The sequence below is a fragment of the Alkalihalobacterium alkalinitrilicum genome (assembly GCF_002019605.1).
GTDB classification, from domain to species: Bacteria; Bacillota; Bacilli; order Bacillales; family Bacillaceae_F; genus Alkalihalobacterium; species Alkalihalobacterium alkalinitrilicum.
In genome coordinates this window covers 630,184-646,073 of the sequence record NZ_KV917368.1, presented here as the reverse complement: position 1 = coordinate 646,073, position 15,890 = coordinate 630,184, and the positions used below count along the sequence as shown (strand labels likewise).

Below are 15,890 nucleotides of genomic sequence, written 5' to 3'. Positions count from 1 at the left end.
TAACATATTAGCGTGAAGTATAACCAGCATCAGCATGAATAGTAGTACCTGTAAGATAAGAAGATGCGTCTGAAGCTAACCAAAGACTTGCTTGAGCAATTTCATTTGGTTGACCAAAACGATTAAGTAAGCTTAATTGAGGAGCATATCCTTCTTCGGTTAAGCCAAATTGCTCTAAAGCACCACGAAGCATCGGTGTATCAATTGCACCTGGTGCTACGGAGTTCACACGGATATTATGAGATCCGTTCTCTAATGCTGCAACTTTTGTCATCCCAACGACACCATGTTTTGCTGCGACATAAGCAATATTATGTGGTTGTGGACGGAAACCGCTCACAGAAGAAATGTTAATAATTGATCCGCCATTTCCTTGTTTTTGCATTTGTTGTAATTCGTATTTCATACAAAGAGCTACACCTTTTAAATCAACGGCTAATAAACGATCCCAGTAATCTTCATCAAACTCAGTTACTGGTTTATCATCTGGAGTTAAAGCAGCGTTATTTACTGCTACGTCTAACTTACCAAATGTTTCGACAGTAAATTTAACCATGGCTTGTACATCTTCCGAATTAGAAACATCGACTTTAACGAAGGCAGCTTCACCACCATTTTCATTAATAACTTCGGTAACTGCACGTCCCTTTTCTTCATTGAAATCAGCAATAACAACTTTTGCCTTTGCTTCTGCAAATAGCTTCGCTGTTGCTTCCCCCATACCCATTGCTGCACCTGTAATGATTGCTACTTTACCATCTAAAACTGGAAATGTCATATCAATTCCTCCTATTGAATTTAGTAATTACATTAAATAACTTCTCCCCATACTTTAACTATATTAAAGAAGAAAACATATCGACAATCATCAGTCATTCTGGAAGTGTTGATTACTGAACAAATTTGTATATTTTGTACAGTAAAATTTGCAGAATAGACTTGTTTCCAACATACTAGAATCGAGGTGAGAGAGAATGACCTTTTATTTAGATAAACGAATTCAACGTTCAAAAGCAGCTTTAAAAGAATCCTGTTTAACATTACTTTACGAAAAAAAGTTTGACTCGATTTCAATTACTGAGATCGTGCGAACAGCAAATTATAATCGTGGAACATTTTATGCTAATTTCAACTCTAAGGAAGATTTATTAAATGAAATCATTCAAGATGTTTTAAAGGAAATGATTTTGCAAATTCGTAAACCCTATCAGTCGGTAAAAAAAGTGAATTTGAAAGAGATGCAAATTGGAGACATAACATTGTTTGAGTATCTAAAAGACAATGCCAAACTTTATCGATTATTATTAAGTGATCATATTCGTATGGATTTTCGTTTTCAGATAGCCAAAGCCATTGAAGAATTATTTGAAACTGAATATGAGTATGAGTTAGCAGAAGGGTCACAAATTAGCTTGAAGTGGTTGTATATTTATCGAGCTCATGGAATTGCGGGCTTAATTATTAGATGGATTGAAGAAGATTTCCCGACATCCTCTCATTATATGGCCAAGCAAGTTGTCGAACTAATGCTCATATCAACAGAGACTTTTAATGTTAAAGGTTAAAATAATGAGAGTGTTTTGAGTGATGTGAAAAGAGTTCACTCACCCGCTTTAAAAAGAAAAAGGCAGCTTTTAGGTTTTTACCGTTAGCTGCCTTTATTCGTAACTTAATAAAGTATATTACTAGATATAAATTTATGATTACAATATCTTTAAGAAAGTTGTTTACTAGGAGTTTTACGAGACCAAATGACTACAGGAATAAGCAAGAGTGACAGAGTAGCTCCAGCAAGTGAAAGTGCTGCATAACTAGAATGAGCGACGACCATTCCTGATAACGCACCTCCAGAAGCACCTGATAATGCAAGAAAAACATCAACTGATCCTTGTGTTTTTGCACGAACAGATGGATGAGTTGCATCTACAATTAAAGCCGTTCCACTTATTAAGCCAAAATTCCAGCCGAGACCTAGCAGAACAAGTGCGCTGATCAGCATGAACATCGAGTCCCCTGGCGCAAAAGCTGCCATCATACCAGAGGCAAGCAGCGTTACACCTGAAGCAATAGCCATCGTGGTACGACCGAATTTATCTACCAAAAGACCTGTAAAAAGCGAAGGTAAGAACATCGCGCCGATATGAAACCCTATGACTAATCCCACTTCTCTCAAACTATGGCCATGGTGTTCCATGTGTATCGGTGTCATGGTCATAATCGCCACCATTACAAATTGAGTTAAGACCATAATTGTCGCACCTACGACAATACCATTTTTGTTGATTGGAGAACTCTCCAAATTTGGTTCTGCCTGGCCTGTACCGTTTTTCTCTTTTGCATTCGCTATCGCGGTAGACACAATCAAAGGATCTGGACGAAGAAAAATAAAGAGAACCACTCCAGCAAGAATAAAAGCAGCGGCTGCTAAGATAAAAGGACCAGCCAAAGTTGGGACCCCAATCGAATTCGCAAATCTTCCCATCACATCAACTAAGTTAGGGCCTGCTACAGCACCAAGCGTTGTCGAAACCATGGCCAAGCTCACAGCCGTTGCTCGTTGTTTCGCCGTTGCGAGGTCTGTACCAGCGTAGCGTGCGAGCAAATTAGTAGCGGTTCCAGCTCCATAAAGAAGCAGGGAAGCAAATAAAAGGACAACACTGTTGATTAGGGCAGCGATGATAACGCCAATCGCACCCAACCCACCTGCAAAAAATCCACCCGCAAGTCCTGATCTGCGCCCAAAACGCTGCGAAAGCCTGCCAACAAGCAGTGCAGCACCAGCAGATCCTAAAGTAAGAAGAGCAACTGGAAGCCCTGCTGCACTTTCCGTCCCAAGCATATCTTGTGCAAGAAGAGCACCTACCGTAACACCTGCAGCGAGTCCTGCTCCACCAAAGATTTGTGAAATGATCACAATGATTAATGTTTTTTTATAGAGTTGTTTTTGTTTATCAGGTGAATCAATATATTCTTGCAGCCAAGCTGGCTGTTGTTTTGCTCTACTTCTTTCTTCACCCTCAGTTATCATAAACCGCACCTCCTAACATAATTTATAGATCAAAATTAAGAAGAAGCTCATGATTATCAACGCCTTCATCATAAACTCCTTGTCTCCATTAGAAAAATCTCAATATATTCATTTTATATGACTTAGGAGAAAAGGAAAGAAAAAAGATAAAGTGAAACTCATTCAGTGGGGGTATTACTGCCAGTTGTTGCGGGATAAATACCAGTAATCGAGTTTCTACTCAAATCAGTATAATTTCTTTCCACCCCATAAATATCGACTTTCCCATAACGAGAGAACCGCCCCAATAGCATTTTCCACCGACTGACAATAAAACACTTCTTTAAACCAGCAAAGTACATGGCTGTTAAAAACATTGGGCTCCTCCTTACAAGTAATTAATTAAATGTAGGAGAAGTGATTCGAGCGAAAATTATTAAAAGTGATACAGAAGCCACTATGGCAGGTTTTATTGATGCGGTATCATCTTTTACTAAAGAAGAAATCGCATAAACTAATGAAAGAACAAACAAAAATGGCCAAATACTTCCTCTTATAAGCGCTAATTAATGTATGGATATAAGTTAAAGTTATTCGTTACTCCCACACACCTAATATTAATGAACTTTTTTTCATTCACTTTTGATTTCCCATTTTAGGCGCACGAACAAAATCGCTAACGCGACTTAATCACGTCCCGAAGTTACTCATTAACTTCGGGACTTTCACTCGCTACTCGTAATGTGCCGTTACATTCTGGACACTCTAATTCTACTTCTTCCCCTTCTTCTAAATCATAGGAAAATTCACCAATAATAAACGCAGGAACCTGATCGATACAGCCACAATCAATACACTTAAATATTATGAACTCTTCTTTTTCACTTAAGTCAAGCCAGTCTCCAATGTCCTTAAATAAGTCATCTTCTTCTAGCTTTTGTTTATCCTGCTTTTTCTCGCTCATCACTTCTTCTCCTCCAATGTTTGATCATTTCAATTTCGTCCATATAATGATAGACCCAGCCATACTCCGAATGCCATATTCCTACTAGATCCATTTTCCCTTTACAGTGCGGACATTGAAGAGGATCAGTTTCAAAAGCTTCCATCATTCGTTGACGGTATGTTTTCTTTCTTCTCTTTTGTTCAAAGAGAAATTCAATCTGTTTCGTACGCATAAAGTTCCACACATTTATAATCTTTTTTGACTGCGTATTTTTTCGACGGCTGTACAGACCAAACCGTCCTACCATTCGAAAATGTTTTGGTGGTATATGTTGAATGAGCTCATAAATAAACCGATAAACAGACACTTTTTTATCGATCTTTTTGCCAGTCTGATGATCTTCGTACCAAAAGTGAACAGAGTTATAGTCATACTTTTCAATTCGATATTCGGCAATCGCTGGTCTAGCTAAATATCTCCCGATATATTTGGCAGCTCCTTTCGCATTCTTCATCTTTTTTTCTGCATTCACATAAAAGCCATGAGGGTACCGTATGTATAGCTGATCAACTAACTGTTTAACATCGGCTCGATTTGGAAACCATTTCATCATTAAATCCATCAATAATTTTTGCCAAGACTTTCTCAAATAATTATAAGGAATGAAATCAATTGGAACCCATTCCTTCTCCTTATCAATTGCGCCCTCAGTAACCAATGCATGAATATGTGGGTTAAATTTCAGGTCTCTTCCGAATGTGTGAATACCAGTTATGACACCAACTTCTAACTGTCTTTTCTTATTTTTCTTCTTATACCAAAAATCAAATACTTGTGCTACTTCTTTAGCTAACTCATTTAATTTTTTACGATCTTTAAAGAACACCTGGCGAAGCTCTTTTGGTACAGTGAACACCATATGACGATGAGGGACATCTAATATACATTCCACTTGTTTTTCGGTCCATTCATCTGTATATTTCTTTCCACACCTGTGACAAAAACGACTCTTACATGTAAAACATACGAAAACAGGGGCTGGATTCCCTTCACACCCTAAACACTCGTACTTTGCATATCCCGTATCACTAGATCCACAACGCATTGCTTTTTCCACTGTTTCTTGAATATCCTTTTGTAGTGTTTCTGGAAATAAGTTATTGTGTAGCTTCCAAAATCCATCAAAGTGATCCTTCAAAATTTGTTTAACAATACCTTGCTTCTTCACTGTACCGTTTCCTTCCCGATTTTTTTAATTCTATTTTACAACACACTTATCCACAGATTAAGAATTTTATAATTTCCTATACAACAAAAAAAGAACTTTTTCTTGAGAAAAAGTTCTTTCATAATTTAATGATTGATTAATAAATTTGATTTCTATTGATTTTATCGATATCTAAATGATTAATACACCATCCATTGACTGTTTTCCGTACATTTCTCATAGAAATCGTAAACTCCACTTCAATGCACTCTATTCTATTTCCATGATTTCCTGTGGAACACTGGCACCAGCATCTACTAATAAATCTCTCCAAAGTTTAGCCATTTCTATTCCTGCATGACCTTGACTTTCTAAATTATCAATCCACTCAAACCATGTATCCACAATGGCTTGATTTATATGATCTTTAACTTTCTCATTCAAATCATTCAGGTGAGTATATTCTCCACCTTTTTCAATATTATCTTCTTTTCCTATTACTGTACCTTCCATCCAAACATTTGCACCCTCATAAATGATTTCATCTGCCGCTTTTGTCATCATTTCTTGAACTTCTTGTGGTAATTGATCCCAGGTTTCTTGTGTCATGGCTGTCATCCCTACAAAATGTCCTAAATTCGCTCCTTCAATTGTATGTTTTAAGAGCTCATTCACCCCAAAAGCTACCCCATCTGTAATACTAAGAAACATTCCATCTAGCGCATTACGACTTAACGCATCATAGGCATCGGTTACAGGCATTGATAATGGAGTAATTCCTAAATTTCCAGCTAGAATTTCATGTACTCTTGAAGGGCTTCGAAGTCTAATGCTTTCATTAAAATCATCCACTTCTTCAAATTTTTGATTAGTTGTAGTTAGGACATATGGTTCTGATGGTGGATTGCTAAAGGCAACTAACCCCTTGTCAGCAAATTCAAGCTCATAATAGGTCTTACCATCTGCTATTATACGATCACTATGCATCATATTATGCATCGCTTTTGTAGCAATCTTAGAATCTGAGACTAATAAAGGTAATGTCGTTACTTCAGTATAAGGAAATCTTTGTGGGTCATATGGTGGCATTAAGGTAAATGAAATATCAATTATGCCTTGACGTAGAGCATCAAATTCAGTACCAAGTGGGACTAGTTCTCCAGCTGTAAATATCTCAAAATCAATCATTCCATTTGTCTCACTTTCTATGGTATCAGCAAAAGGTTGGAAAAAACCTATATGCCACGTGTGTTCGGAAGTAATTCCAGATGATGCCCGCAGAGTTATAGTATCAGCTTCATTATCTATTGCAGTTTCATTATTGTTTTCATCTGCATTTGAAGGTGACGTTGATGTTTCTTCGTTATCCGCACAAGCTGATACAAATGTTATTATTAATAACAAAAAGAAAAGACTAGCTAGTGGTTTTAATTTTTTCATATTTTTCCCCCAATGTTATTTAATTTTTCACAAAACATTTTTCATAAATACCTATACAGCCAGTTTCTCAATTTATTTATATTACTCTACTTTTATACACCTCCCTTTCTTAGATTACTTCATTTTTTGAAACGCTAAATATTGTAACCCTAAAAAAAATAAACTTAAGTCATTCTCAACTAATCGATTACCCTACTAAAGGATAGACTTACTGATTTATTTTATTGCTATAGACCAGAAAAGGTAATCTTTGCATAATCATCATCCATTAATAAATGAACTTTCACTTTTTCATTGCAAGTTTCATGCCATTTTATTAACAATTGATTTTCTTATTATTCTAGTGAAAACGAATAAAAAGTATACGAGTGTTTATTCATTAATGGTCACTTGTTTCCTTTTTTGACAAGTTAAAGAATTTATGGTTCTTAGTTTTAACCCATCTGAATTCTCCATTTGGAAACGACTAGATTTTGACAGTAAGGAATATTACTCTTACGGTTTAGGTAATTAACCGAAAAAAAAATCGTTGGCATATAGCAACGATTCTTACAAGAAGCATCCTATTTATTTACTTTCAACACCTTCAAATAAAGACTTATATTTTTCCCTTATGATATGTTTTTGTATCTTTCCAGTTGATGTTAATGGAAATTCGTCTACTACTACTACTTTTTTCGGCACTTTAAACTTTCCTAGGTTAGTTTTACAATATTTAATGATCATAGCTTCATCAATTTCTACACCTTGTTTCGGAATAATGAAGGCAGTTAATGCCTCAATCCAGTACCTATGGGGTAATCCCACAACAACTGCATTTTCAACTCCTTCATTTTGCAGCAACACTTTTTCTACCTCAATCGAAGAAACATTGACTCCACCCGATTTCACTATATCTTTCTTCCTATCAACAAACCATAAGATCTTATCTTCGTCTAAATAACCATAGTCCCCACTATGAAACCAACCGGATTTGAAAGCATCTTTTGTTTTATCTTTATCATTTAGGTAGCCCTCCATCGTCTGTGGACTTCGATAGACAATCTCTCCAATTTCGCCATTTGGTAAGATATTGCCGTCATCATCCATAATACTAACATCGACATTTACCCCAGCAGTTCCAACTGCTCCCGTTTTAGTTAATTGGTGCTCTGGACGAAAGACCGTTGTAACAGGTGCCATTTCTGTTTGTCCAAAAAGAAGTGTAAAATCACAACCAAAAGTTTCAATCGCTCGTTTTAATTCATTATTCGGCATCGGTGTCATAGCATAGACACTTAATCTTAAAGATGATAAGTCAGTCTTTGATAAGTCAGGGTGGTCCATAAGAGAACGGTACATCATAGGTAATCCAAAAATTTGTGTAACACGTTCCTTATCTATTAAACGAAGTAGTTCCTTAGGTTCAAAAGCTTTCATTATTATTGTAGTGCCCCCAGCAATAATCACTGGAGTTGTAAGCGCATTCAATTGTGCGGTATGATAGAGTGGCATCATAGCTACTGAGATATCATTTTCGGTAAATTTTAAATCGAAAGCAGTTCCTAATGTTTGAAGGTAAACGGCCACATGGCTACTCATTACTCCTTTTGGGTTGGAGGTCGTTCCACTTGTATATAGACATTGCATTAAATCCCGATCATCCACTTCTACTTGGACCTCTTGATCGCTTTCGTTTTCCCAAAGGGAATTCCAGATATATAAATTATTATTTATTGCCTCTGTTTCTTTATTTTGAATAACAATAGTATACTTTAATGAGGGTATTAATGAATGTTCAGGGAGTTTATCTAAATAAGTATCTTCTGCAATAATTAATTTCGCTTTAGAATCGTTTAAAATATAATTTATTTCTTGAGTCACCAAGGCAAGATTTATCGGTACAATAGTCACGCCAGCTTTAGCGCAAGCAAAATAAATTTGCAAAAATTCAATTGAATTACTCGAGAGTAATGCAATTTTATCCCCTCTACCTAACCCAAGTGATAGTAAAACATTAGCTGCTTTGTTAACCATTGCATTAAATTCGGTATATGAATACCTTTGATCCCCTTCTACTATTGCTGTTTTATTGGGATACCTTTCCATACTCCTTTTTAAAATATCCCCCACATTCACTCGATGAATAAGGTTGTTTTCAACATTCATTTACATCATTCTCCTCTCATTACAATCTACTTATAATTCAATTGCTCTCTCCCACTACCTTTTGCAATTTTCGTACCAATTTGGAGAATCACTGTGTAAAAATGATGAGACTACAATTAAGGATAAATTGCTGAATTTAAGCGTAAATAACCTAAAAAACATCTCTCTTACCCTTTGATATGCGTAAATACTTCTTCATTTCATAATAATCATCTACACATTAATTATGAGTGTCCACTTTTTACCCAAAATAAAAGACAGTTGTGTTTTTTGTATACAATGATCCGGCCTTTACATGAACATAAACTCATAGATGAATTCAAATTCATATTTATTATGTTTGTATGTTACATGATGACCATATTTGTTCTAAGTAAGGAAAAACAAACTCCATTATGCATTATTGTTATTCTAATAAGGAGAATAAGACTAGTAAATTCATTTACAAAAATGTATTTATTGTTATAATCCCAAAAGCTAAGTGAATTATTTTGAGTTATTAGATCCTTGGAACATTAGGCTTCATTTTGTTGGGATATTTAACCATGTCATCTACTTTTCTACACTGTAGTAAAGGTGTATTTCATGATTAATTTTATATTTCTGGATTTTTTTATACAAACCCGACCGACTAATTCCTAAAACTTTTGCAGCTTCAGACCGATTATTTTCAGTTTCTCTAAGGGTATCGATAATCATCCTTTTTTCTACTTCTTCCAAAGATAGACTATTATTTTCAATCCTCTTACTATTAAATTGAATTTCTATCTCTTCTTTATCATTAACAATTTCAACTCTGTTCTCTACTTCAAAGTCAGCCTTATGTTGTTGTATTTCATCTGGCAAATGATGAGTTTCAATCCAACTCGTAATTCCCATATTCATGGCACGTTCTAACACATTCTCTAATTGTCTAATATTTCCTGGCCAGTCATATGCTTGGAGTAATGATAAAGTGCTGGGTGTAATACCTATAATATTTTTATTTAATTTTTTATTTAGTTTTTTTATTAAATGATCACATAATAATGGCAAGTCATTTGTTCTATCTTTAAGAGAAGGTAACTCTAAATGTACAACATCAATACGATAATATAAATCTTCACGAAACTCTCCATCCTTAACCATTCGCTTTAAATCTTTATTCGTTGCGGTTATGATCCGGACATTAACATTTTTTGATTTTGTCCCACCAACTGGTTCGAATGTTTGTTCTTGTAAAACACGTAATAATTTAGCCTGTAATGATAACGGCATGTCCCCTATCTCATCAAGAAAAAGAGTACCTTCATTGGCTAGTTCAAACCTTCCTTTCTTTCCACCTTTTTTTGCACCTGTAAAAGCACCTTCTGCATATCCGAAAAATTCAGACTCTAACAATTCACTTGGAATGGCTGCACAATTGACTTTAACAAAGTTTCCTGGTCTTCCAGATTCTTTATGAATCGCTTCAGCAAAGAGTTCCTTACCCGTACCACTTTCCCCAGTAATTAGTACCGTTGATGTACTTTTTGAAGAAAGTAGCGCTTGTTTTTTTATGATTTCAACTTGTTTATTTGCACTAATAATTTGATCAAACGCAGTAGAGCTTTGGGTGGATTTATGCAATTTATCTTTATAATAATATAGTTCACTTTCTAATTCTTCAATTCTTTGAAACATCTCTTTCCATTGTTCGAGCTGACGATATATAATCTTTACAATTACACCAAGGAATTTCCCTGAACGACATATATACTCCTTTATAATAAAACAGGTCTTATTATTAATTACAATGATTTCACCTTGACCGTCTGGATTTCTAAATTCCTCTCTATCTATGTTTAAGTGTAATTCAGGAACACTTTTAGACCAATGTTGAAATAACAAATCTTCCTCAGGAATATCAAATAGATCTAAAAATGTATTATTAGCATCAACTATTAAACCCTTCTCATCTGTGATAGCAACAGCATCATAAGATAAAGTTAATGCATGATGAATCGTGTGTTGGAGATTTTTAGTAGTTTCTAATTCTTTCGCAATATTTTCTAATTGAGTAATGTCCTGTAGTACAGCCATCGCTCCATTGACTTTATTTCTATGCGTAATCGGGATAAAGTTTGCAATAATTGAATTCTGATTTATTTGAATATTTTCGAGTTCTTTTATTGTAGAAGTCCTTAATGTAGATTTTAATTGTTCTGATACTTCGGGGAACGTTTTTTCTATACATTTCCCCATCACCTTAGACTTTTTTATACCAAATAACCTCTCACTAACTCTATTAAAATTTAAAATTATACCATTAGCGTCAACTGCAATAACACCATTTTGTAAGTTCTCAATCAAGTCACTTTGTTGTTTGACTAATAGTGTTGTTTCGTGTAAAAAACCTCTAATTATATCTGATTTACTAATGACTCCAAATAAATAGCCTTTTTCATCCAGAATAACACCATGTGCAACATTTTGTTTTATCATTTCTGTTCGTACAAATTCAAAACCATCACTGTCTTTAAAGGTAACAACGTTTTTAATAATATAAGATTCAACTGTTGATTCGATATTAGCACCATTGAGTAACGCTTGAAAAATAGTACTTTTACTTAATATTCCGTATAACATACCTGATTGATCTATAATGCAGGCTATATCAATTCGATGCTTTAAAAACGCTTCAAGAACTTGGGAGATTTTACTTTCAGGATACAATTTAATCATATCTTGAGTACAATAATCGCGAATTTGCATTGTTAAGTAAATTCCTCCTTTCTTACTTAAATAGTTAAAATTACTGAAAATTTTTAAAATTCAATATTTATTATAACACACCGCTAACTATTAAAAATAGTAGTTCTTACATTTATCCAAGTAACGGGCAAGATTACTGTTTACTATACCGAACACAAAATCTTGTATCTATTAATTTGAATTACGCCCGTTACAAACGGATATATTTATGATTTAAATCCTTACTAACGAATAAAGTGAAACTTCCATCAGTAAGGGGGTTTTCCTCTTCCCCCGCTGATGGTTAGTTGAGGCCCACACGATGTGGATCACACAGACGTTGCCACAGGACGTCGCGCATTTAGTCTATGTTCATTTATAGTCTTTACTGACAGTTTATCCCCCACTTATCCCTCTTTAATTCCTCGAAGTCTTGAAATGGGGGTATTACTGCCAGTTGATGCGGGATAAACAAAAATAGGTTTTTAGCTATAACCCTTGAAATTTTGGTTTCCTTTTTTCTTTAAATGCATTAATCCCCTCCAATGCATCATCACTTCTAAATGCCAGTGCTGAAAATTCCCATTCTTTCTCATACGCTTCATTCAGTGGAACATTTTGTAACTCAATTACTGCACTCTTCGTTGCCTGAACAGCAATTGGTCCGTTACTTATGATTAGATTTGCATATTTCTCTACTTCCGTCATTAATTCTTCTCTCGGGACAACCTTATTAATTAATCCCATACTTTCGGCTTCTAAAGCGGTTAACTTTCTTCCCGTAATTAAAACCTCCATTGCTAGGCAATAGGGTATTTGCCGTATTAATCTAGCTAATGACCCTCCAGCTGCCATAATTGACCAATTAGGTTCTGGTAGACCAAATACAGCATGATCACTTGCTAATCGAATATCAGTAGCGAGTAATAATTCCGTTCCACCTGCTAAACAAACTCCGTTTATAGCTGCAATAATAGGCTTCGAGATAGGATTAAATTTCATCATTGCGTGATTTATATTTCCTTCTAATTCGTCATTACGTTGGTTTCCTAATAATAAAGGAATGGTTTTCTTTAAGTCAGCTCCTGAACAAAAAGCCTTATCACCTGCACCTGTTATAATGACAACTCGTACATCCTTATCATTTTCTGCTATTTGGAACATATCCCCCAATTCCTTCCATCCAGCTGGAGAAATACAATTATAAACCTCTGGACGGTTAATCGTAATTATGGCTTTATCCGTCTTTTTTTCATACATTAATTCATTACTCATTTGCTTCCCCTTTCTCACTTGTATCTTAGATACGAGATTTAAAATGTCTTAGACTATCCCTGTATACAAACATATTAGGAGCTAGTAGTATAGCTCCTAATATGTTTCGTTATGAATTTCATAAAGATAGATTGAAATTTATTTTTATTGTAAGTCCATAATTTCTTCAGGTACTTTTCCACCCGCTTCAACTACCATATCCCGCCAAAGCATGGCTATTTCTTTACCTGCATGACCTGCATCTTCTAAATTATCAATCCATGTATACCAAGTTTGTACCATCGCATTCGTAATATGATCTTGGACTGCTGGATCTAATTCTTCGAAGTTAATTAGCTCTCCACCATTCCCTTTAAAATTTTCTAAAGCTCTATTTGTACCGTCATCCCAATCTTTAACACCTGTAAATAGGGTGTCTTCAAGAGTTGTTGTGAAGATATGCTGAAGTTCTTTAGGGAGACTTTCCCATTTTTCTATCGTCATTGCAGTATGTCCTACGAAATGTCCAAAATTAACTCCATCAATGCCATAATTAAAGAGTTCTGTTAGTCCAATTGAGTCCCAGTCGGCTATACTAAGATACACACCATCTAAAGCACCTCGACTTAATGCGTCATAAGCATCTGAACTAGTCATTTGCAACGCTGTGACTGATAATTCTCGAGATAAAATATCATGGACACGACTTGGGCTCCGCATCTTAAGCATTTCGGAAAATTCTTCAATTGAATTCAAGGAATTTTCCCTAGTTGCAATGACATATGGTGGTGTTGGAGGATTTACAAATCCAATTATCCCGTTATCTTCAAACTCCAGTTCATAGTAGGTTTTTCCATCCGCAATTATTCTATCACTTTCCATCATGTTTTTTGCCGCAATTGCGATAATTTCTGGATCCGATTCAAGTAATGGAAGCAATGATACTTCAGTATAAGGGAACCTAGCAGGGTCATATGGTAGTGCTAAGGAGAAAGCAATTTCTATTGAGCCTTGACGGAGCGCATCATACTCTGTTCCAAGAGGAATTAACTCTCCTGCAACAAATGAATCAAATGTAACTACATTATCTGTTATTGCTTCTATTTCTTGCATCACAGGTTCAGCAAAACTAGCATACCAAAGATGTGTTGAAGGAAGTCCCATAGTAGCTCTAAAATGTGTTTCCTCTATTTCAGTTTCATTGCTTACTTCGCTCACTTCGCTTTCAGAATTGTTATCAGAGTCGGTTTTTGTAGTTGAACTCGATGAGCTACTCCCCCCGCACGCTGCAAGGAAAAATAATACACTCATCAACAAGGAAGCGCCTACAAATAGACGAAAATTTATTTTCATGTTTATCCTCCCATTAATAACTTTAATATTAAGTTTTTTCAAACCGATTGTGTCTTCCCCATTTTCAAAAGCAGCTTATAAAATGATCTCTCATTTTATTTTTACTCCAGCTTGACCATCAGCCCACCTCCCTTATGATATAGTTAAATGTTTATAGGGATTTGTAAGCGCTTACTGAAGTTGTTCTCTCAATTTATACTTTAAAACTTTTCCTCCAACTGTTTCAGGTAAACTATCGACAAAGATGATTTGTTTCGGTGTTTCAAAACCAGCTAATCTTTCTCGACAGAAATTAATCAGCTCCTCTTCATTGGTACGTTCTCCTTCTTTCATAACTACTACACCTGTTACCATTTCACCCCATTTTTCATGCGGCAAAGCTATCACTGCAACCTTTTCTACACTTGAATGTAAACGGAGAATCGTTTCTACCCTTATACTAGAGACATTCTCTCCTCCTGATTTTATTACATCCTTGTATCTATCAACCATGATGGCCAAACCGTCCTCATCATACATACAACTATCGCCAGAATGAAACCATCCATGTTCAAATGCTTTTCGGGTAGCTTCTTCATCTTTATAATAACCAGACATTATTGTAGGTGAACGGTAAACTGCCTCACCTGGCACTCTCGGTTCAGTTATAATATTCCCTTGATTATCCATAATCACTGATGATAACAGTGGACTTGGTACACCAACATAGTTTTCGGCAGGAGCGTTCTTTTCATATGTTTCTGGCCATTTATCGTGCCAAAAGCGGTAACAGGCTATTGATTCCGTCTGTCCAAATATCTCAAATAATACTAAATCATTCCCACAAATCGCTTTTAGTTTTTTATGATACTCAGGATTTAATGAAGCCCATCCATAGACAATGGTTGTTAAACTCGTAGGGTTATATTTTTCCTCATTCTTCATGAAGGTATCTGTCAAAGCCGTTAAAAACGCTGGTGAACCTGACCATAGGGCAGTCACCTTTTCATCCGTAATGGCTTGTGCTATAGAAGGAAAATCAAATGTACGTCCAATGACAAAGGTCCCTCCTGCAAGAAAAGCAGAGAATGAAAAGACTTGATCTCCAACATGATAGATCATGGGTAAAAAGCTACAAACCTTCAAATCACCTTCTAATCTAACCCCTCTTGTGAGTGACAAAGAAAAGTTAAAGGCTGCAAAATACGTATTTGTGTGGGAGATCATTACGCATTTTGGCATACTTGTAGTACCCGAAGTAAACAGCATTTGCCAAATATCATCACCATGGATTTCAACATCTGGTTCATCTATGGCTTGATTCGATAGAAACTCTTCAAACGATTGACTCCCAAAGATAACATCCCCTTTAATTGGGATCGTGATATCGAGTTTGATATTATGATTTTCAAAAACAGGAGAGATTTTCGACCAGTGTTCAGAATCAACGATAAAAAACTTTGGTTCAACTAGATTAATTAGGTAAGAAATGACATCAGGTGCCATCATTGTATTTATAGGTACCGCAACCATTCCTGCCTTTGCGACTGCAATTTTTGCTAGAAATGCTTCCACTGAGTTGTCACAAAAGAACAGAATACGATCGCCTCGATTTAATCCTTTTTTCAAAAGTGCATTAGCAAATTGATTTGCTTTATCATTCGCCTGCTGATAGGTAAGTCTAGCATTGTCTGGGTGAGCATAAGTTCCCTCCCACCCTACTATAGCTTCTTTATCTGGAAAACTATAAGTTAACCTTTCTAACATATCGCCAACGCTAACTCTTTCCCATCTATTAACTTTTCTTCTATTGTAAAGAGAAGTTACATCAATGTTCATTATTA

Annotated in this window: 12 protein-coding genes; 1 reads left to right on the top strand and 11 read right to left on the bottom strand. The window is 35.6% G+C overall.

The annotated features are described in order from the left end of the window. Window positions 1-7 precede the first annotated feature (7 nt). Window positions 8-778 (bottom strand): SDR family NAD(P)-dependent oxidoreductase, encoded by a 771-nt coding sequence (locus tag BK574_RS03075; RefSeq protein WP_078427455.1) that lies wholly within the window; start codon window positions 776-778, stop codon window positions 8-10. Between the two features lie 196 nt (window positions 779-974). Here BK574_RS03075 and BK574_RS03070 point away from each other — a divergent pair, with 196 nt between their 5' ends. Further along, window positions 975-1,565, top strand: a complete 591-nt coding sequence (locus BK574_RS03070; RefSeq protein ID WP_078427454.1) for a TetR/AcrR family transcriptional regulator — start codon at window positions 975-977, stop codon at window positions 1,563-1,565. Between the two features lie 149 nt (window positions 1,566-1,714). Here BK574_RS03070 and BK574_RS03065 read toward each other — a convergent pair whose 3' ends face one another. From BK574_RS03065 to BK574_RS03020, 10 genes are all read right to left on the bottom strand, one after another. After that, window positions 1,715-3,028: an MFS transporter gene (locus tag BK574_RS03065; RefSeq protein ID WP_078427453.1), complete on the bottom strand. Its 1,314-nt coding sequence runs from the start codon at window positions 3,026-3,028 to the stop codon at window positions 1,715-1,717. A 158-nt stretch (window positions 3,029-3,186) separates the two neighbouring features. Next, window positions 3,187-3,384 carry a hypothetical protein gene (locus BK574_RS03060; protein WP_078427452.1) on the bottom strand — a complete coding sequence of 66 codons (198 nt, stop codon included), beginning with the start codon at window positions 3,382-3,384 and terminating at the stop codon, window positions 3,187-3,189. Window positions 3,385-3,710: 326 nt separating this feature from the next. Next, window positions 3,711-3,971: a hypothetical protein gene (locus BK574_RS03055; protein WP_142247897.1), complete on the bottom strand. Its 261-nt coding sequence runs from the start codon at window positions 3,969-3,971 to the stop codon at window positions 3,711-3,713. After that, on the bottom strand, window positions 3,949-5,181 hold the full coding sequence (locus BK574_RS03050) for an IS91 family transposase (protein ID WP_078427451.1): 1,233 nt from the start codon (window positions 5,179-5,181) through the stop codon (window positions 3,949-3,951). Before BK574_RS03050 ends, BK574_RS03055 begins: the two co-directional genes overlap by 23 nt. Window positions 5,182-5,430: 249 nt before the next feature. Next, window positions 5,431-6,600 carry a TRAP transporter substrate-binding protein DctP gene (dctP, locus tag BK574_RS03045; protein WP_078427450.1) on the bottom strand — a complete coding sequence of 390 codons (1,170 nt, stop codon included), beginning with the start codon at window positions 6,598-6,600 and terminating at the stop codon, window positions 5,431-5,433. Window positions 6,601-7,167: 567 nt separating this feature from the next. Beyond that, window positions 7,168-8,748 carry a long-chain-fatty-acid--CoA ligase gene (locus tag BK574_RS03040; protein ID WP_078427449.1) on the bottom strand — a complete coding sequence of 527 codons (1,581 nt, stop codon included), beginning with the start codon at window positions 8,746-8,748 and terminating at the stop codon, window positions 7,168-7,170. Window positions 8,749-9,300: 552 nt separating this feature from the next. Then, window positions 9,301-11,481: a sigma 54-interacting transcriptional regulator gene (locus tag BK574_RS03035; RefSeq protein ID WP_078427448.1), complete on the bottom strand. Its 2,181-nt coding sequence runs from the start codon at window positions 11,479-11,481 to the stop codon at window positions 9,301-9,303. 468 nt (window positions 11,482-11,949) lie between these two features. Beyond that, entirely contained in the window at window positions 11,950-12,735 is a 786-nt protein-coding gene (locus BK574_RS03030) for an enoyl-CoA hydratase/isomerase family protein (RefSeq protein ID WP_078427447.1), read from the bottom strand. A 144-nt stretch (window positions 12,736-12,879) separates the two neighbouring features. Then, window positions 12,880-14,067, bottom strand: a complete 1,188-nt coding sequence (locus tag BK574_RS03025) for a type 2 periplasmic-binding domain-containing protein (RefSeq protein WP_078427446.1) — start codon at window positions 14,065-14,067, stop codon at window positions 12,880-12,882. 171 nt (window positions 14,068-14,238) lie between these two features. Beyond that, window positions 14,239-15,885, bottom strand: a complete 1,647-nt coding sequence (locus tag BK574_RS03020; protein WP_078427445.1) for a class I adenylate-forming enzyme family protein — start codon at window positions 15,883-15,885, stop codon at window positions 14,239-14,241. Between the last annotated feature and the right edge of the window lie 5 nt (window positions 15,886-15,890).

What these genes read in the sequence shown, in the direction of transcription:
- BK574_RS03020 (WP_078427445.1), bottom strand. Translation starts at nt 15,885, where the DNA reads ATGAACATTGATGTAACTTCTCTTTACAATAGAAGAAAAGTTAATAGA.
- BK574_RS03035 (WP_078427448.1), bottom strand. Translation starts at nt 11,481, where the DNA reads ATGCAAATTCGCGATTATTGTACTCAAGATATGATTAAATTGTATCCT.
- BK574_RS03060 (WP_078427452.1), bottom strand. Translation starts at nt 3,384, where the DNA reads ATGTTTTTAACAGCCATGTACTTTGCTGGTTTAAAGAAGTGTTTTATT.
- BK574_RS03075 (WP_078427455.1), bottom strand. Translation starts at nt 778, where the DNA reads ATGACATTTCCAGTTTTAGATGGTAAAGTAGCAATCATTACAGGTGCA.
- BK574_RS03040 (WP_078427449.1), bottom strand. Translation starts at nt 8,748, where the DNA reads ATGAATGTTGAAAACAACCTTATTCATCGAGTGAATGTGGGGGATATT.
- BK574_RS03055 (WP_142247897.1), bottom strand. Translation starts at nt 3,971, where the DNA reads ATGAGCGAGAAAAAGCAGGATAAACAAAAGCTAGAAGAAGATGACTTA.
- BK574_RS03025 (WP_078427446.1), bottom strand. Translation starts at nt 14,067, where the DNA reads ATGAAAATAAATTTTCGTCTATTTGTAGGCGCTTCCTTGTTGATGAGT.
- dctP (WP_078427450.1), bottom strand. Translation starts at nt 6,600, where the DNA reads ATGAAAAAATTAAAACCACTAGCTAGTCTTTTCTTTTTGTTATTAATA.
- BK574_RS03070 (WP_078427454.1), top strand. Translation starts at nt 975, where the DNA reads ATGACCTTTTATTTAGATAAACGAATTCAACGTTCAAAAGCAGCTTTA.
- BK574_RS03065 (WP_078427453.1), bottom strand. Translation starts at nt 3,028, where the DNA reads ATGATAACTGAGGGTGAAGAAAGAAGTAGAGCAAAACAACAGCCAGCT.
- BK574_RS03030 (WP_078427447.1), bottom strand. Translation starts at nt 12,735, where the DNA reads ATGAGTAATGAATTAATGTATGAAAAAAAGACGGATAAAGCCATAATT.